The organism is Streptomyces akebiae (genome assembly GCF_019599145.1).
Lineage (GTDB): Bacteria > Actinomycetota > Actinomycetes > Streptomycetales > Streptomycetaceae > Streptomyces > Streptomyces akebiae.
On record NZ_CP080647.1, the window covers coordinates 4,373,818 to 4,391,127 of the forward strand.

General features: G+C 70.5%; 13 protein-coding genes. 3 read left to right on the top strand and 10 right to left on the bottom strand.

Annotated features, from left to right (window positions below; all coding sequences use genetic code 11):
* Positions 1 to 95: 95 nt before the first annotated feature.
* The gene (locus K1J60_RS18785; RefSeq protein ID WP_220647213.1) at positions 96 to 1,220 is read right to left on the bottom strand and encodes a zinc-dependent metalloprotease; all 1,125 of its coding nucleotides are present in this window, start codon (positions 1,218 to 1,220) and stop codon (positions 96 to 98) included.
* A 160-nt stretch (positions 1,221 to 1,380) separates the two neighbouring features.
* A complete protein-coding gene (gene dacB / locus K1J60_RS18790) occupies positions 1,381 to 3,033 on the bottom strand; it encodes a D-alanyl-D-alanine carboxypeptidase/D-alanyl-D-alanine endopeptidase (RefSeq protein ID WP_220647214.1) in 1,653 nt (550 codons plus the stop codon).
* 79 nt (positions 3,034 to 3,112) lie between these two features.
* Between dacB and K1J60_RS18795 the strand changes: the two genes are divergently transcribed.
* Both K1J60_RS18795 and K1J60_RS18800 read left to right on the top strand, forming a co-directional pair.
* Positions 3,113 to 3,604: an inorganic diphosphatase gene (locus tag K1J60_RS18795; RefSeq protein ID WP_048819635.1), complete on the top strand. Its 492-nt coding sequence runs from the start codon at positions 3,113 to 3,115 to the stop codon at positions 3,602 to 3,604.
* A gap of 153 nt (positions 3,605 to 3,757) precedes the next feature.
* Positions 3,758 to 5,479 (top strand): threonine/serine exporter family protein, encoded by a 1,722-nt coding sequence (locus tag K1J60_RS18800; RefSeq protein WP_220647215.1) that lies wholly within the window; start codon positions 3,758 to 3,760, stop codon positions 5,477 to 5,479.
* 137 nt (positions 5,480 to 5,616) lie between these two features.
* Here K1J60_RS18800 and K1J60_RS18805 read toward each other — a convergent pair whose 3' ends face one another.
* The 3 genes from K1J60_RS18805 to K1J60_RS18815 all read right to left on the bottom strand — a co-directional run bounded on the left by K1J60_RS18805 (position 5,617) and on the right by K1J60_RS18815 (position 9,959).
* Entirely contained in the window at positions 5,617 to 6,561 is a 945-nt protein-coding gene (locus K1J60_RS18805; RefSeq protein WP_220647216.1) for a DedA family protein, read from the bottom strand.
* 204 nt (positions 6,562 to 6,765) lie between these two features.
* Positions 6,766 to 7,527, bottom strand: a complete 762-nt coding sequence (locus K1J60_RS18810; protein ID WP_220647217.1) for a MerR family transcriptional regulator — start codon at positions 7,525 to 7,527, stop codon at positions 6,766 to 6,768.
* A gap of 413 nt (positions 7,528 to 7,940) precedes the next feature.
* Positions 7,941 to 9,959 carry a helix-turn-helix domain-containing protein gene (locus K1J60_RS18815; protein WP_220647218.1) on the bottom strand — a complete coding sequence of 673 codons (2,019 nt, stop codon included), beginning with the start codon at positions 9,957 to 9,959 and terminating at the stop codon, positions 7,941 to 7,943.
* 204 nt (positions 9,960 to 10,163) lie between these two features.
* Here K1J60_RS18815 and K1J60_RS18820 point away from each other — a divergent pair, with 204 nt between their 5' ends.
* On the top strand, positions 10,164 to 11,603 hold the full coding sequence (locus tag K1J60_RS18820) for a glutamate decarboxylase (protein ID WP_220647219.1): 1,440 nt from the start codon (positions 10,164 to 10,166) through the stop codon (positions 11,601 to 11,603).
* Between the two features lie 155 nt (positions 11,604 to 11,758).
* On the opposite strand, the gene K1J60_RS18825 is transcribed toward K1J60_RS18820, so the two are convergent.
* The 5 genes from K1J60_RS18825 to K1J60_RS18845 all read right to left on the bottom strand — a co-directional run bounded on the left by K1J60_RS18825 (position 11,759) and on the right by K1J60_RS18845 (position 16,889).
* Positions 11,759 to 12,559, bottom strand: a complete 801-nt coding sequence (locus K1J60_RS18825) for an ABC transporter permease (RefSeq protein WP_220647220.1) — start codon at positions 12,557 to 12,559, stop codon at positions 11,759 to 11,761.
* Positions 12,556 to 13,554, bottom strand: a complete 999-nt coding sequence (locus K1J60_RS18830; RefSeq protein ID WP_220647221.1) for an ATP-binding cassette domain-containing protein — start codon at positions 13,552 to 13,554, stop codon at positions 12,556 to 12,558. Before K1J60_RS18830 ends, K1J60_RS18825 begins: the two co-directional genes overlap by 4 nt.
* A gap of 73 nt (positions 13,555 to 13,627) precedes the next feature.
* Positions 13,628 to 14,269 carry a PadR family transcriptional regulator gene (locus tag K1J60_RS18835; protein WP_220647222.1) on the bottom strand — a complete coding sequence of 214 codons (642 nt, stop codon included), beginning with the start codon at positions 14,267 to 14,269 and terminating at the stop codon, positions 13,628 to 13,630.
* Between the two features lie 189 nt (positions 14,270 to 14,458).
* The gene (locus K1J60_RS18840) at positions 14,459 to 15,919 is read right to left on the bottom strand and encodes an aldehyde dehydrogenase family protein (protein WP_220647223.1); all 1,461 of its coding nucleotides are present in this window, start codon (positions 15,917 to 15,919) and stop codon (positions 14,459 to 14,461) included.
* Positions 15,920 to 16,064: 145 nt separating this feature from the next.
* Positions 16,065 to 16,889: a helix-turn-helix domain-containing protein gene (locus tag K1J60_RS18845; protein WP_220647224.1), complete on the bottom strand. Its 825-nt coding sequence runs from the start codon at positions 16,887 to 16,889 to the stop codon at positions 16,065 to 16,067.
* Between the last annotated feature and the right edge of the window lie 421 nt (positions 16,890 to 17,310).

Below are 17,310 nucleotides of genomic sequence, written 5' to 3' on the forward strand. Positions count from 1 at the left end.
GCACGCCTACCCCTCGCTCACGGTCCCTCGGACGGGTGATTGGAGGGGCGTTTGCCTGCCGTCGGCCGGATTCGTTCACCACGCTCACGCACGGCTCACGACTCCGCCTTGCGGTGCACCCGCGCGACCCAGTCCGCCGGTTTGGCGATCTCCGCCTTGGTCGGCAGGGTGTTCGGGGAGGTCCACACCCGGTTGAAACCGTCCATACCGACCTGTTCGACGACCGCCCGTACGAACCGCTCGCCGTCCCGGTACTGCCGGAGTTTGGCGTCCAGACCGAGCAGCTTGCGCAGGGCCTGGTCCAGGCGGGAGGCCCCCTTGGCGCGGCGCTGCTGGAACTTCTCGCGGATCTCGGCGACCGAGGGCACGACGGCCGGGCCGACGCCGTCCATCACGAAGTCGGCGTGGCCCTCCAGGAGAGACATGACGGCGGTGAGCCGGCCGAGGATCTCGCGCTGGGCGGGGGTCTGCACCAACTCCACGATCGAGTGACCGTCGTCGCCGACCTCTCCCTCGGGGCGGCCCCCCGCGAGTGACTGGGCGGCCTCCCTGATGCGCTCCAGGAAGGTCGTGGGGTCGACCTCGGTCTCCCCCAAGAACGACTGGATTTCACCCTCCAGGTGGTCCCGCAGCCAGGGGACGCCCGTGAACTGCGTGCGGTGCGTCTCCTCGTGCAGACAGACCCAGAGGCGGAAGTCGTGGGGCTGCACGTCGAGTTCGCGCTCCACGTGCACGATGTTCGGCGCGACGAGCAGGAGTCGGCCGCCGCCGTTCTCGCCCGCGGGGAGTTCGCGGGTCGCGGGGGCGAAGGTCTCGTACTGGCCGAGGACCCGGGAGGCCAGGAAGGACAGGAGCATGCCCAGCTCCACGCCGGTGACCTTGCCGCCGACGGCGCCGAGGACGGCTCCGCCGGGGGTGTTGCCGCGACGTTCCTGCATCTTGTCGAGCAGCGGCTTCAGCAGTTCCCGGAAGCCGGCGACGTTGGCCCGGACCCAGCCGGGGCGGTCGACGACGAGGACAGGGGTGTCGTCGCCCGTGTCGGGGAGCATGCGGGTGAAGGCGCGGACGTGTTCCTCCGAGGCCTTCGCGTGTCGGCGGAGCTCGGCGACGATGGCCCTGGCCTCGTCGCGGCTCACCTCGGGGCCCGGCCGTACGAGCCGGGTCGCGGTCGCCACCGCGAGATTCCAGTCGACCATCTCGGCACCACCGATGCGAGTCATGTTGTCAACCGTACGTGAGCACTGCCGCTTGGGGCAGGCCGTGGGACAGGGGTGGGTTCGGTTGCGACTCGGGTGCGGGTGGGTGGGGGTCCTCACGCAGTTGCCCGCGCCCCTGAGAAGCAGGGGCTGCGCCCCGTGCTTCTTCCCTGCCTATCCCGCCTCAGCGGCAGCCGCAGGTCGCCAGGGACGAGGTCGCGTCCGTCAGGAGCTTCTTGGCCGGGTCGGTGTTCTCCAGGGGGGTCTCCGTGGCGAGGAAGGCGAAGGCGAGGAGGCGGCCGTCGGCGTCGACGACGGTGCCGGCGAGGGTGTTCACGTTGCTGAGCGTGCCGGTCTTGGCGCGGACGACGCCGGTGCCGGTGGCGTCGCTGGGGTAGCGGCCGCGCAGGGTGCCGGTGAAGCCGGCGACCGGGAGGCCGGTGAGGACGGGGCGGAGTTCGGGGTGGGCCGGGGACGCGGACTCGGCGAGCAGGGCGGTGAGGAGGGCGGGGGTCAGTGCGTTGCCCCGGCTGAGGCCGCTGCCGTCCGCGAACGCGACGCCCTGCAGAGGCACTTCGAGCTTCTTCAGTTCCTTCCTGATGGCCGCCGCGCCGCCTTCGAAGCTCGGCTGCTCGCCCGTCGCGAGCGCGACCTGGCGGGCGAGGGCCTCGGCGATGTCGTTGTCGCTGTTGGTGAGCATGCGTTCGACCAGGGTGGAGAGGGGCGGGGAGGAGACCGCGGCAAGTTCCCTCGCGTTCTTCCCGGTCGTGGTGGAGCCCTCGGTCTTCACCTTGACCCCCCGGTCCTCCAGGAGGTCCGCGAATTCGGCGGCGGCGTCGGCCGCCGGGTTCGGGGCGCGGTCCGCGCTGCCGCTGGAGGAGCCGTCGAGGCGGGCCTCGTCGACCATCAGCGGGACGACGAGGGCGAGGTTGCCGTTCACGCCGATAGTGTGCTGCTCGGGACCCTCGTAGAGGGAGGTGTCGTAGGCGAGCGTGATCTCGTTCAGGTGACGCTTGTCGAGGGCGGCGGCCGTCTCGTCGGCGAGGGACCGCAGGCTCGCGTACCCGTCCGTGTCCTTGTGGGCGGTCAGGGTGGGGTCGCCGCCGCCGACGAGCACGACCTCGGCGGAGTCGGGGTCCAGCACCGTGCGGGTCTCGATGCGGTGGTCGGGGCCGACCGCCGACAGGGCCGCGGCCGCCGTGGCGATCTTGGTGGTGGAGGCCGGTGTCAGGGCCTCGTCCGCGTTCCTGGAGTACAGCTGCTCTCCGGTCTCGACGTCCACGACGGAGGCCGCGCGGCGCGGGCCCAGGACGGAGGAGTTCAGCAGCGGGTCCAGGCGGGCCGCCAGGGCGGCGGAATCGGGCGCGGAGCCCGCGCCGGAGACACCGCCGAGGCCGGCCAGGACGGAAGGGGCGCTCGGCGCGGGCTTGGGCGCCCCCGCCGCCGTACCGGACGACGCGCCGGAACCGCGTCCGTGATCTGCGCCACCCTGGCCTTCGCGCGATGCCGCCCAGTCGTGCTCGGCCTTACGCTGACCGGAGGAGTCCCAGGGTCCGGCGGCGGCCACCGCCCCGGCCGAGAACACCAGCCCCAGGGTGGCCGCGCCGGCGGTGAACTGGAGGGTCGTGAGCTTCTTCGTGCTCCCCGCGAGCCGCGAAGAGCGTGCCGTGACGGCGCTCGTGACGCGTACGACGCCGGGTTTCACCACCTGTGCGACGCGCGCGGCACCGGGCTTCACGGCGCGCGTGACGCGCACGATCCCCGGTTTCACGCCGTGCACCACCCGCACCACACGCGGTCTCGCGGCCTGCCAGACCTTCGGCTCCCGCACGACCACCAGCCCCTTTCGCGATCACACACCTGCGTGAGGGACACTTAACCACCAGAACTATGTGTTGATCATGGAGGAGTCACCGGTGGAGTTCGACGTCACGATCGAGATTCCGAAGGGTTCGCGGAACAAGTACGAGGTGGACCACGAGACCGGTCGGATCCGCCTGGACCGTCGACTCTTCACCTCGACCGCCTACCCGACCGACTACGGCTTCGTCGAGAACACCCTCGGCGAGGACGGCGACCCGCTGGACGCGCTGGTCATCCTGGACGAGCCGACCTTCCCGGGCTGCCTCATCAAGTGCCGTGCGATCGGCATGTTCCGGATGACGGACGAGGCCGGGGGCGACGACAAGCTGCTGTGCGTCCCGGCGACCGACCCCCGGGTGGAGCACCTGCGTGACATCCACCATGTCTCGGAGTTCGACCGCCTGGAGATCCAGCACTTCTTCGAGGTCTACAAGGACCTGGAGCCCGGCAAGTCCGTCGAGGGCGCCGACTGGGTCGGCCGCGCCGAGGCCGAGGCCGAGGTCGAGAAGTCGTACAAGCGTTTCAAGGAGCAGGGCGGTCACTGACCCCCTGAGTTCCTCGGCTGTCTTGCCGACCGATTCCGCGAACGGGCCGCGTGTCCCCAGGAGGGGCGCGTGGCCCGTTCGGGTATGCGTGGGTGTCGGTGCGCATACTGAGGCGTACCTGAGGTGTCGTACAGGGAGCGCTGCGGAGTGGGAGTGACGGAGCCCGGTGACGGCGGGCCGCAGGAGGACCGCAAGCCGGTGTCGGACGAGGCGGGCAGTGCCTTCGCGCCGGTGGGATTCGCTCTGGGGATCGACGGTGACGCGTCGGTGACCTCGGAGTTCGCGATCCCGGCGGGGCTGGATGTGCCGGCCTCGGGGGCGGAGGCCGAGGCGCACACCACCTCCGAGTTCGCCCTTCCGGAGGGGCTGGCGCCGCCCGAGGGGCTCGCCGACGAGCACGAGGGGTCCGCGTTCAGCCTGCCGCGGACCTACAACGCGCGGCACGCGCCGGTCGCGTTCACTCCGGCCGGCGGGATTCCGGCCGTCAGTCTGACCAAGGACGTGCCGTGGCAGGACCGGATGCGCACGATGCTGCGGATGCCGGTGGCGGAGCGGCCCGCGCCGGAGCCGCCGGCGCGCGCCGAGGGCGACACGGGGCCTGCCGTCCCGCGTGTGCTCGACCTCACCCTGAGGATCGGTGAACTGCTGCTGGCGGGCGGTGAGGGCGCGGAGGACGTGGAGGCGGCGATGTTCGCCGTGTGCCGGTCCTACGGCCTCGACCGCTGCGAGCCGACGGTGACCTTCACCCAGCTGTCGGTCACCTACCAGCCGTCGCTGGTGGACGACCCGGTCACGGCGTCCCGGATCGTCCGGCGCCGGGCCACCGACTACACCCGGCTCGCGGCGGTCTTCCGGCTGGTGGACGACCTCAGCGATCCGGAGAGCGCGATCTCGCTGGAGGAGGCCTACCGACGGCTCGCGGAGATACGGCGCAACCGGCATCCGTATCCCGGCTGGACGCTGACCCTGGCGAGCGGGCTGCTGGCGGGGGCCGCGTCCGTGCTGGTCGGCGGTGGCGTGGTCGTGTTCGTCGCGGCGGCGCTCGGTGCGATGCTCGGCGACCGGCTGGCGTGGCTGTGCTCGGGGCGGGGGCTGCCGGAGTTCTACCAGTTCCTGGTGGCGGCGATGCCCCCGGCGGCGATCGGGGTGACGCTGACCGTGGCGCACGTGGACGTGGAGGCGTCCGCCGTCATCACCGGTGGGCTGTTCGCGCTGCTGCCCGGGCGGGCGCTGGTGGCGGGCGTGCAGGACGGCCTGACCGGCTTCTACATCACCGCCTCCGCGCGGCTCCTGGAGGTCATGTACCTCTTCGTGGGCATCGTGGTGGGGGTGCTGCTCGTCCTGTACTTCGGTGTGAAGCTGGGCGCCGAGCTGCATCCGGACGCGGCGCTCGGCAGCGCGGAACGGCCGTTGTTGCAGCTCGGGGCCTCGATGCTGCTGTCGTTGACGTTCGCGCTGCTGCTCCAGCAGGAACGATCCACCGTGCTGGCCGTGACCCTCAACGGCGGTGTGGCCTGGGCGGTGTACGGGGCCATGCACGACGCGGGCGGGATCTCGCCGGTGGCTTCCACGGCGGTGGCGGCGGGGCTGGTGGGCCTGTTCGGACAGTTGTTGTCGCGGTACCGGTTCGCTTCCGCGCTGCCCTACACGACCGCGGCGATCGGGCCGCTGCTGCCGGGTTCGGCGACCTACTTCGGGTTGTTGGGCCTCGCGCAGAACGATGTGGACGCGGGGCTGGTGTCGCTGACGAAGGCGGCGGCGTTGGCGATGGCCATCGCGATCGGGGTGAACCTGGGGTCCGAGGTGTTCCGGCTGTTCCTGCCGGGGGCGGCTCGGGCGGGGCGGAAGGCGGCGAAGAGGACGCGTGGGTTCTGAGCGCCTGACAGCCGGCTCCGGGATGCGGGGTGTTGGCGGCCGCGGGTTCGGTGGGGCTTCCCGCGCGGTTCCCCGCGCCAGAGAAAGAAGAACCCGCGCCCCCGGATGGCGGAGGCGCGGGTGGTGAGCTCTGCGGGTCAGTACCTCGGGTAGTCCTGGCCCTGGTAGCCCTGCTGGTTCTGGTCCTGGCTCTGCGGGTACTGGCCGCCCTGGGGGTACTGGCCGCCCTGCGGGTACTGCTGGGCGTAGGGCTGCTGTTGGGGCTGCTGGTGGCCGTAGTTCTCCTGGTAGCCCTGCTGCTGGTAGCCCTGGCCGCCGTAACCCTGGTTGCCGTAGCCCTGGTTCGGGTCGTACGGCTGCTGCTGGGGCTGGTCGGTCGGCGGGATGCGGCGGAGCTGGGTCGTCGCGTCGTCCATGACCGGGGCGGGGGCGGACTGCTGCTGGGGCTGCGCGGGCTGGTTCTTCTTCGCCTTCCTCGCCTTGAGGAGCTCGAAGATGATCGGGAGCACCGAGATGAAGACGATGAGGATGAGCATCGCCTCGATGTTCTTGTGCACGAACTCGATCTGACCGAGCCAGGAGCCGAGGAGGGTGACGCCCGCGCCCCAGAGGATGGCGCCGACGACGTTGAAGACGAGGAACGTGCGGTACCGCATGCCGCTGACGCCCGCGATGATCGGGGTGAACGTCCGCACGATGGGCACGAAGCGGGCCAGGATCAGGGACTTCGGGCCGTGCTTCTCGAAGAACTCGTGGGCCTTGGTGACGTTCTCCTGCTTGAAGAAGCGGGAGTCGGGGCGGTTGAAGAGCGCGGGGCCGACCTTCTTGCCGAACATGTACCCCACCTGGTCACCCAGGATCGCCGAGACGCAGATCAGCACGATCGCCAGCCACAGCGGGAAGTCCAGTTGGTCGGTGGTGATCAGCAGGCCGGCCGTGAACAGCAGCGAGTCGCCGGGCAGGAAGAACCCGAAGAACAGGCCGGACTCGGCGAACACGATCAGGAGCAGGCCCCAGATGCCGAACGAGTTGAGCAGGTAGTCCGGATCCAGCCAGCTCGGTCCGAGGGCGATCGTCTGCACGGTTCCGGGCTCCTGGGGGGTGAGGAAGAGTGAACGCCTGTGGGTGGGGACCCACGAGGGCGGGTCGCACAGGGGTGGGACCCATAGGGGTGACCAAAGCTATCAACGCACGGTCACCCCACTAGGTTCCACGGGTTCCCCCAGAGTGCCCTGTGGCCGCACTGAGACCAAGCCGTGTGGTCACGGGTGCGGTCAGAGGTGGGATCAGGGGCGCCGGCGGGCCGCGTTCGCGTTGATCGCGTCCCGCAGGTGTTCGGCGAGGCCGGGGCGGGTGGAGTTGTAGAAGGCCTTGAAGCGCTCGTCGGAGACGTACATCTCGCCGAGGCACTGGTGCATCTCGTACGGGCAGTCGTAGAACCAGGTGGCGATGTGCTGCCGGTGCTCCTCGGCCATGGTCATGGCCGCCTCGCCGGTCGGCTCCTCGCCGGCGGCCATCAGGGCGTCGTAGCGCGCGCCCCAGTCGGCCACCTCGTCCTGCATGCGCTTCCAGTCCTCCTTGGTGTACGTGGCCGCGCGGCGCTGCGACTCCGCGTACGCCTCCGTGCCGCCCCAGCGCTGTTCCGCCTCCTCGGCGTACTGCTCGGGGTCCTTGTCGCCGAACACCTCGAACCGCTCCTCGGGGGTCAGGTTGATGCCCATTGTGCGTGCCTCCATGGCGTGCTCCACGGCCGCGGCCATCTTCTGCAGTCTCTCGATCCGGGCGGTCAGCAGTTCGTGCTGGCGGCGCAGGTGGGACCGCGGGTCCGCCGCCGGATCGTCGAGCAGGGTCGCGACCTCGTCGAGGGGGAAGCCGAGCTCCCGGTAGAACAGGATCTGCTGCAGCCGGTCGAGGTCGCCGTCGCCGTAGCGGCGGTGACCCGCGTGGGTGCGCTCGCTCGGTACGAGGAGGCCGATCTCGTCGTAGTGGTGCAGCGTGCGCACCGTGATCCCGGCATAGCCCGCGACCTGTCCCACGGTGTGGCTCATGGCTTCCGCTCCCTTGTCGGTACGTGCTCCAGGCTGGGGCCTCACGTGACGTGAGGTGCAAGTCTTTTGTGCCGGACGGCGGGCGGCGGGCGGCGGGCGGTAGCGGACTGTGCACTTCCGCAAGGCTCGGGGCTCGTGAAACGCACTGGCGACGGGTCACACGCGTCTCACTGTGCACAACGCGAAGCCCTGGCGCGCGGACCGTGCACTTGTGCAATGGCCCGCTCCCGGCGGTTTTCCTACGGTGGGTGCGTCGACGAGACGCTGGGCCCGGCACGGGGGTGCGGGCCGGGCGTGCCGTCGGCGGGCCGGACCAGGCCGCCTCTCCCGCGGGGGCATCCGAGCTGCCCGTGCACGTGTTGGGGCACGTGCGCGGGTTCGGTCCATGGCGACCGGGTGACGCGGGCCCGGGGTCAGGGCCGGGGCGGCTGGACCAGGGCCGGGCGGCCCAGCAGCACGTGCAGGGCGAGCGCGATGTCGGCCACGGTCACCACGTCGGTGTCCGTGATGCCGACCATCTTCGTGGAGAAGTCCATGCCGAGGAGACCGGCCGCGTCCCGGGTGTGATTGCGGACGGTGGCCTCGGAGAGGCCGAGGGCGCGGGCGGTCTCCCTGGTACTGAGGTTGTTCTCCAGCCAGACGCAGAGGGTCTCGACGAGGTCGCGCTGATCCGCCCGTACGGGGCGCAGGCGTTCCTCCGCCCAGGCCGTCGGTCCGCCGTCCTCGGCCGCGGCCGCCATCAGCGCCGCGAAGGTGGGTGGCCGGGAGGGGGCGGCGGTGTCCGGGTCCGGGTCTGGGTGCGGGTGCGGCAGGGCGGGGGTGTCGGCGTCCGGTTCCGGGTGCGGCAGGGCGAGGATGTCGAGGGCGAGCAGCGTCAGGATGCGGTCGTTGGCGGAGCCCCGGAGGTCGAGGGAGAGGATCTTCCCGGCCCGGTTGAGGCGCTGGGTGACCGTGTTGCGGTGGACGCCGAGGCCTCCCGCGGCTTCGGTGTGCTTGAAGCTGAGGGCGGTCGGGAGGGTCTCCAGCAGCAGTTTGCGCTCGTCGCCCCGGCCCGGGAAGTCGTCCAGGAGCGGGGACATCAGGGCCGCCGCCCAGGCCCTCGCCGCCCGCCTGGGCAGGAGGGGGGCGAACTTGGCCTTGGAACCGCCCAACCGGATGCGGTGCGGGGTCCCGGCCGCGTCGCCCACCGCCGTCAGGGCCTCCAGATAGCCGACCGCGGTCTCGGCGAGCGGGTGCGGTCGGCTCTGGCCCATCAGATGGCCCTCGCGGGCCGCGATCATCTCCTTGAGGACCGTCTCGACCCGGTCGCTCTCCCGGACGGGGTCGAGGATGAGGATGTGCTTCGGCTTGCCCGGACACGGGGACACGATGGCCTGTTCGGCCAGGGCCCGCTCGCACCAGCTGAGGGTGGCCTCGCGCTCCTGCGGTCCGGTGTCGACGACGAAGACGCGGGCGGTGTCGGTGTCCAGCAGGGCCTGTGCCGCGCCCGTGTAGACCACCTGCGCCAGAACCGTTTCTCCGCGCATGAGCAGCTGGAACGCGGCGTGCCGCACCGCCCGCGGGGTCTGGGTCCTGGCCTGGTGCTCGCGCCGGGCCTGGTCGCACAGTCCGAGGAGTTTCGCCGCGTGCTGGATCAGGGCCGTGGCCGCGCTGTCGAAGGGTGCGTGGGAGGCGATGGCCAGCCGGGCCTCGTCATCGCCGTCCGGGAATCCCGGGGTCCCGGGGGCGCCCGGGGAGATCGACACGATGCGGGTGTGCATGGCGCCGCTGAGCGCGCCCTGTGCGCCGTGCGCTCCGGTGATGACGGCGTGGGCCAGGGCGGCGGGCGCGCTGTCGGGCGCCGCCGCGAGGACGCCGCGCCGGGCCGAGGTGACGAGGACCTCGGCGTCCAGGGCCACCGAGAGCCAGTCGGCGATGCGCCGTACGGCCGTGGGGTCGGCGAGGCGGGCCGGAAGCCGGTTGAGGAGGCCGTCGAGGTGCGCGACCTGGCGCTCCGCGAACTGGGCGCGCCGCAGCCGCAGATCCTCGTTCACGTGGGCCCAGGCGGTGGCCTCGGCGGAGGTCGCGAGCAGGGGCAGCTCCAGGCGGTTCGCGGCGGCGAGGGTGGCATCGGGGAGGGTGCTCAGGTCGTGGCCGGGGGTGCCGATCACGAGGCCGGCCGCCTTGCGCCGGTCCAGGAGGCGGATGAGGTGGTCGAGCGTCCGGACATGGGCCGGGGTCGGCCGGGGCGTGTCCAGGGTGACCAGGAACAGCGTCCCGTTCTCGAACGGGGTGTCGGCGGAGAGGTCGGCGAGCGTGTGCGGCGCCTCGGTCAGCGGCCGGGCGACGACCTCGGAGACCCTGGTCGCGCCGTGGCGGGGCGCGTGGCCGGGCTGGAGGAACCGCAGCCTCAGCTGTCGGCGCTCGTTGATCAGATAGTCAAGGGTGGGCAACTCCGCCGTCCCTCCCCGGTCACGCACGTGGGTCCGCGGGACGCTCAACTCCACCTGCTGTGTTCGCTCTTGTCATACGTGGTGTGCATTCGGCAGCGTAATGGACGGACGATATGACCGACACATCATCCTCACGGGCCACCCGCACCCCCTCCGCGCGCGTGTGAGATGCGCCTCCGCGGGGGCCGACCTACCGTCGAAGACATGCCACTGCACCAATGGGACAGCGCCGCCCCGCAGGACCCCGGGCGCGACCGGCACGACGGGCACCGGCTCGCCGTGAACGCCTTCTACGGCCAGGCCAACCCGGTGGGCGGCATGACCGAGGCCCCGCCCAAGCACCGGCTGCCCGAGGCACCGCTGGCCCCCTCGACGGCGTACCGGCTCGTCCACGACGAACTCATGCTGGACGGCAACTCACGGCTGAACCTCGCCACCTTCGTCACCACCTGGATGGAGCCCGAGGCGGGGGTGCTGATGGCTGAGTGCCGGGACAAGAACATGATCGACAAGGACGAGTACCCGCGTACGGCCGAGCTGGAGCGGCGGTGCGTGGCGATGCTCGCCGATCTGTGGAACGCGCCCGATCCGGGCGCCGCCGTCGGCTGCTCGACCACCGGGTCCAGCGAGGCCTGCATGCTCGCCGGGATGGCCCTCAAGCGGCGGTGGGCGAAGCGGAACGCCGACCGCTACCCGTCGGCGGGCGCCCGGCCCAACCTGGTCATGGGGATCAACGTCCAGGTCTGCTGGGACAAGTTCTGCACCTTCTGGGAGGTGGAGGCCCGGCAGGTGCCCATGGAGGGCGACCGGTTCCATCTCGATCCGGCGGCGGCCGCGGCACTGTGCGACGAGAACACGATCGGGGTGGTGGGCGTCCTCGGCTCCACCTTCGACGGGTCGTACGAGCCGATCGCCGAGCTGTGCGCGGCTCTCGACGACCTCCAGGAACGTACGGGTCTGGATGTGCCCGTCCATGTCGACGGGGCGTCCGGTGCGATGGTCGCGCCCTTCCTCGACGAGGAGTTGGCCTGGGACTTCCGGCTGCCCCGGGTGGCGTCCATCAACACCTCCGGGCACAAGTACGGGTTGGTCTACCCGGGGGTGGGCTGGGCGCTGTGGCGGTCCGCCGCCGAGCTGCCGGAGGAGCTGGTGTTCCGGGTGAACTACCTGGGCGGGGACATGCCCACGTTCGCGCTGAACTTCTCCCGGCCGGGTGCGCAGGTCGTGGCGCAGTACTACACGTTCCTGCGGCTCGGGCGGGAGGGCTACCGGGCCGTGCAGCGATCGACGCGGGACGTGGCGACGGGGCTCGCGGAGGAGGTGGCGGAGTTCGGGGACTTCCGGCTGCTCACCCGGGGGGACGAGTTGCCGGTGTTCGCCTTCACGACGGAGGAGGGGGTCACCGCGTTCGACGTCTTCGACGTGGCCCGGCGGATGCGGGAGAGTGGGTGGCTGGTGCCGGCGTACACCTTTCCGAAGAACCGGGAGGATCTGTCCGTGCTGCGGGTGGTGTGCCGGAACGGGTTCACCTCCGATCTCGCGGGGCTGTTTCTCGAGGACCTGGGGCGGTTGCTGCCCGAACTTCGGCGGCAGTCGGGGCCGGCGGTGCGGGACAAGGGGGCGGCGACGGGGTTTCACCACTAGGGCCCCTGGGCCTTCGACCGCCTTCGCGGGGGATTGGGGGGATGGGGGAATGGGGGGTGGGTGGGTGTGGTGCGGGTCCGGTGGGGGTTCTCGCGCAGTTCCCCGCGCCCCTGAACAGGCAGGGGGCTGCGCCCCTGCCTGTTCGGCTCGGGCCGTTACTTGCTCAGGCGGGCGAACCTGCGTACCGCCAGGGGGAAGAAGACCGCCAGCAGGGCCAGGGGCCAGGCGATCGCCGTCCACAGGTGGTCCGCGTCGGCGCCCGGCGTGCCGAAGAGGTCGCGCACGGCCGTCGCCGTGTGGGACATCGGGTTCCAGTCGACGACCGTGCCGAGCCAGCCGGGCATGGAGGAGGGGGTGGCGAGGGCGTTGGAGAGGAAGCCGACCGGCCAGACGAGGATCTGCACGGCGGTGAGGAGTTCGGGCCTGCCGGCCAGCATCGCGAGGTGGATGCCGATCCACAGCATGGCGAAGCGGAAGAGCAGGAGGAGACCCACCGCGCCGAGGAAGGCCGCGGGGCCGCCGTGCGCGCGCCAGCCGAGCGCGAACGCGACGGCCATGAGGACGGCCAGGCCCACCGCCGACTGGAGCATGTCCGCGACCGAACGGCCCACCAGAACCGCCCCGTTGGCCATCGGCATCGAGCGGAAGCGGTCGATCACCCCCTTGTTGAGGTCCTGGGTGACGGCGAGCATCGTGCCCTCCAGACCGAAGGCCATGGTGAGCGCGAGCATGCCGGGGACCAGATAGTCGAGGTAGCTGCCGCTCACCCCACGGCCGCCGCCGATGAGATAGCCGAACATCAGCAGCAGCATCACGGGGAAGACCAGCCCGACGAGCAGCTGCACGGGCTGCCGTGCCCAGTGGGCGAGTTCACGGCGGGTCATGGTCCAGGAGTCGGTCAGCGCGTACGCGCCGACACCGCCGTGCCGGATCGTGTACGTCGTGTGCGTGCTCATACGGCCTCCCTCACTCGGTGGTCGCCGGTGGCCCGGTCGTTCTCGTCCGCCCGGTCACCCCCGGTGAGGTGCAGGAACACCTCGTCCAGGGTCGGGCGGCGCAGGGCGATGTCCTCGGCCTCGATGCCGGAGTCCGCGAGGGCGCGTACGACCGTGGTGAGGGCCGTCATGCGGTCGGTGACCGGGGCGCTGAGGCGGCGGCGGTCGGTGTCGACCGAGACGTCGCCCGCGGGGACGGGCAACAGGCCGACGGCGGCGTCCAGTTGGCCGGCGTCGCGCAGGACGACGTCGATGCGGTCGCCGCCGGTCAGGCGCTTCAGCTCGTCCGCCGTGCCGTCGGCGACGACCCGGCCGCCGTCGACCACGGAGATCCGGTCGGCGAGTTGGTCGGCCTCCTCCAGGTACTGGGTGGTGAGCAGGACCGTCGTACCGCCGCCGACCAGCGAGCGGACGGAGTCCCAGACCTCGGCGCGGCCGCGGGGGTCGAGGCCGGTCGTCGGCTCGTCCAGGAAGAGCACCTCCGGTTCGGTGATGAGGGACGCGGCGAGGTCGAGGCGGCGCCGCATGCCTCCGCTGTACTGCTTGACGGCCTTGCGGCCGGTGTCGCCGAGGCCGAACCGCTCCAGGAGCTCACCGGCCCGCACGCGCGCGTGGCGGGCGCCCAGGTGGTAGAGGCGGCCGAACATCTCCAGGTTCTGCCGGCCGCCGAGCTCCTCGTCGAGCGCGGCGTGCTGGCCGAGCAGGCCGATGCGGAAGCGCACCTCACGCGCGTGCGTCACCGCGTCGCGCCCGGCGACCTCGACCCGGCCGGCGTCGGGCCGCAGCAGGGTCGCCAGGATGCGGACCAGGGTCGTCTTGCCGGCGCCGTTGGGGCCCAGCACCGCGTGGACCGTACCGCGGGCGACCTGGAGGTCGAGGCCGTCGAGGGCGACCTTGCCGCCGTTGGCGCCGTACTTCTTGCGCACCCCTTGGACGGTGATCGATGGATCGGCCATGAGCCCCCCTCATTAGTCAAACTTGACTACTCGCCTGAAAGGTACCTGGAGACCACCTGCTAGTCAAACTTGATTAATGATGATCCTGTGGATGCCGGTCCCCCGTCGCGTACGGGTTCTCCTGGCCCTCCCTCAGGACGCCGACGAATGGTTCGCCCTCGCCGGCGAAGGTGTAGGCGCCGCCGCGGATGCGTTCGATGAGGCCTCGGGTCCACTGGGCGCCGGTGTCTGCGGAGGTGACCCAGAAGTTCATGATCTCGCCGATGTGGCCGAGCTGGGCGGGGCCCTCCTCGGGCGTGTAGTACTCGGTGACGGACTTGCGCCACTCCTCGATGGTCCGCACGCGCTCTTCGAGGAGTCCGAGGACCTCCTCGCGGTCGAGGTCGACCATGAAGCCGAGCGCGGCGGAGAGCACGTCCGGCTTCTGGTCGTAGGCGGTGAGGGAATCGCGCAGCAGCTTGCGGAACTCCCCGGTGCCCTGCTCCGTGATCTCGTACTCGGTGCGGGGCGGTCCGCCTGCAGTGGACGGGGCGATCTCGTGCGCGTGCAGCAGCCCCTGTTTCGCCATCTGTTTCAGCGCGTGGTAGATCGAGCCGGGCTTGGCGTTGGACCACTCGTGCGCGCCCCAGTACTCCAGGTCGTTGCGCACCTGGTAGCCGTGGGCCCGCCCGTGCTGGCGCACGGCGCCGAGCACGAGAAGACGGATCGCTGACATGGGCCCAGCGTAGAACCAGGCGGGATCACCCCGGCTCGCACCCGGTTTCTCGGCCCCCGGCTCCCGGACGCCACCGCTCGATCCGGGGCCCCCGGCGTCCGTCACCCACCCCTTCCCGCCGCTTCCCGCCGCTTCGAGCAGCGCGCGGCGGGCCTCGTCGTGGTCCTCGGCGCCCGGAACGGGACGCCCTCAGAAGGGGAAGAAGCTCCGCTTGTGCTGGACCGAGATCCACTTCTGGGTGGTGAACGCGTCCACCGTGGTCTCGCCGTTGAGGCGGCCGATCCCGGAGTGCTTCTCCCCACCGAACGGGACGAGGGGCTCGTCGTGGACGGTGCCGTCGTTGACGTGGAACATGCCGGTGTCGATCTGCTTGGCGAAGTGCACGCCCCGCTCGATGTCCCCGGTGTGGACGGCGCCGCTGAGGCCGTACGGGGTGTCGTTGACGATGCGGACGGCCTCCTCCTCCCCGTCGAAGGGGATCAGGAAGACGACCGGGCCGAAGACCTCCTGCTGGAGGAGGGCGGAGCCGGCGGGGACGTCGGTGAGGACGGACGGCTCGACCAGGTTGTCGGTCGTGGAGCCGTGGACGAGCGCGGTGGCGCCCTCGGCGAGGGCCTGCTCGACGACGGACTTGAGGGAGTCCGCCTGGGAGGAGTTGATGACCGGGCCGATGACCGTGCTCGGGTCGCTCGGGTCGCCGACCTTCAGGGACTTCACCTTGGCCACGAACTTCTCGGTGAACTCGTCCTGCACCGAGCGGTCGACCAGGACGCGGTTGGCGGCCATGCAGACCTGGCCCTGGTGGACGTAGCGCGAGAAGACGGCCGCGTCGACGGCGTAGTCGATGTCGGCGTCGTCCAGGACCACCAGGGCGCTGTTGCCGCCCAGTTCGAGGATGGTGCGCTTGAAGTTCTGGGCGGCGACGGTGGCGACGTGGCGGCCGACCTTGTCGGAGCCGGTGAAGGAGATCAGCTTCGGAATGGGGTGCTCGATGAAGGCGTCGCCTATCTCGGCGATGTCGGTGACGACGACGTTGAGCAGCCCGCCGGGCAGGCCGGCCTCCTCGAAGATCTTCGCGACCAGGGTGCCACCGGCGATGGGGGTGTTCTGGTGCGGCTTCAGCACCACGCCGTTGCCGAGGGCGAGGGCGGGGGCGACCGACTTGAGGGAGAGCAGGAAGGGGAAGTTGAAGGGGCTGATGACGCCCACGACGCCGACCGGCACGCGGTAGAGGCGGTTCTCCTTGCCGTCGATCGGCGACGGAAGGATTCTGCCCTCGGGACGCAGCGCCAGCTGAATCGATTCGCGCAGGAACTCCTTGGCGAGGTGCAGTTCGAACCCGGCCTTCAGGTACGTGCCGCCGAGCTCGGCGATGATCACCTCGGTGATCTCCTGCTCACGCTCCTCGATGACCTTCAGGGCCTTCTCGAAGACGGCGCGACGCGCATAGGCGTTGACCTCGGCCCATTCCTTCTGGGCCGCCTGGGCGGCCCGGTAGGCCTCGTCCACCTCGTCGACCGTGGCGATGGTGATCGACGCGAGCTTCGCGTCGTCGTACGGGTTGAAGTCGATGATGTCCCAGGAGCCGGAGCCCGGGCGCCACTCGCCGCCGATGTACTGCTGGGCCAGGTCGGTGAAGTAGGACGACATGTGATCCTCAATCAGTCGGCATCGATCAAGATTGATCACTCGTCATCGTACTTGTGGGTAAAGGGAGTTGGAGAGCTACTCGGGAGACTCTGTGAAGACTCGCTCCGGAACCCCGGTGTGTCGCCGGTGGGCCGCCGGGCGGGGCTCAGGAGAGCTGGAGCAGCCCTCGCAGCAGGTCCCGGCTCTCGGCCGGGGACGGGCTGTCGTCCTGGAGCCGCTTGATCGCCCGCTCGTACTGGGCGATGTCCTCGCCCTTGTCCAGATAGAGGGCGCTGGTGAGCTGTTCGAGATAGACGACGTCGGTGAGGTCGGACTCAGGGAAGCTCAGCACGGTGAAGGCGCCGCTCTCGCCGGAGTGGCCGCCGAAGCTGAACGGCATGACCTGGATCGTCACGTTCGGGCGCTCCGAGATCTCGATCAGATGCTGGAGCTGCCCCCGCATCACTTCCCGGTCGCCGTACGGCCGGCGCAGGGCGGCCTCGTCGAGGACGCAGTGGAACTGCGGGGCCCTCTCGGCCACCAGGTACTTCTGGCGCTCCATGCGCAGGGCGACCCGCTTGTCGATCTCCGCCTCGCTCGCGCCCCTCATACCCCGGGCGACGACCGCGTGGGCGTACGCCTCGGTCTGCAACAGGCCGTGCACGAACTGGACTTCGTAGCTGCGGATGAGGTGGGCCGCCGCTTCGAGACCGACGTAGGTGGGGAACCAACTGGGCAGGACGTCCGAGTAGCTGTGCCACCAGCCGGCGACGTTGGCTTCCTTCGCCAGGGAGAGCAGCGAGGTGCGCTCGGTCTCGTCGGTGACGCCGTAGAGGGTCAACAGGTCCTCCACGTCACGGGTCTTGAAGCTGACCCGGCCGAGTTCCATCCGACTGATCTTCGACTCGGAGGAGCGGATCGAGTACCCGGCCTTCTCCCGGGTGATCCCCTGCGACTCGCGAAGCCGCCTGAGATGCGAGCCCAGCAGCATCCGCCTCACCACCGACCCGCTCGATTCACCGGCGCCCACGTTCGTCCAGCCTCCCCAACTTCTTCAAGGGTCGCAGTCTGCCACTAAACCACTCCGATCCGCACTCGTCCGGTTACAGAAATGGAAAGCCTTCAACAGCTGAGACGGATGAGGCGAGGGAGGAAAGAAGGGAGTGTGGCCGAGACGCGTCGCGAAGAACACCCCGCGGACACAGGAAATCGTCACGAAGCGGCCAGGAAGCCGTCAGGCAGTTGCCAGGCAGCTGCCAGGAAGGCGCCGGCCGGAGCCCGTCGAGAGGGAGTGAAGTGACAGAAGAAATGTTCAGCAAGCGGTATGTGAAGGTCCAATTCGGGCGCGTGCACGTGCATCTGCCCTTGCATCTGCTGTACGCATCAGAAACCATGGTCCCGCGCCACCGCTG

Excerpts from the sequence above, each read along its gene's own strand:
- K1J60_RS18785 (WP_220647213.1), bottom strand. The coding sequence starts at position 1,220 with ATGACTCGCATCGGTGGTGCCGAGATGGTCGACTGGAATCTCGCGGTG.
- K1J60_RS18810 (WP_220647217.1), bottom strand. The coding sequence starts at position 7,527 with ATGAGCCACACCGTGGGACAGGTCGCGGGCTATGCCGGGATCACGGTG.
- K1J60_RS18820 (WP_220647219.1), top strand. The coding sequence starts at position 10,164 with ATGCCACTGCACCAATGGGACAGCGCCGCCCCGCAGGACCCCGGGCGC.
- K1J60_RS18825 (WP_220647220.1), bottom strand. The coding sequence starts at position 12,559 with ATGAGCACGCACACGACGTACACGATCCGGCACGGCGGTGTCGGCGCG.
- K1J60_RS18830 (WP_220647221.1), bottom strand. The coding sequence starts at position 13,554 with ATGGCCGATCCATCGATCACCGTCCAAGGGGTGCGCAAGAAGTACGGC.
- K1J60_RS18835 (WP_220647222.1), bottom strand. The coding sequence starts at position 14,269 with ATGTCAGCGATCCGTCTTCTCGTGCTCGGCGCCGTGCGCCAGCACGGG.
- K1J60_RS18840 (WP_220647223.1), bottom strand. The coding sequence starts at position 15,919 with ATGTCGTCCTACTTCACCGACCTGGCCCAGCAGTACATCGGCGGCGAG.
- K1J60_RS18845 (WP_220647224.1), bottom strand. The coding sequence starts at position 16,889 with ATGCTGCTGGGCTCGCATCTCAGGCGGCTTCGCGAGTCGCAGGGGATC.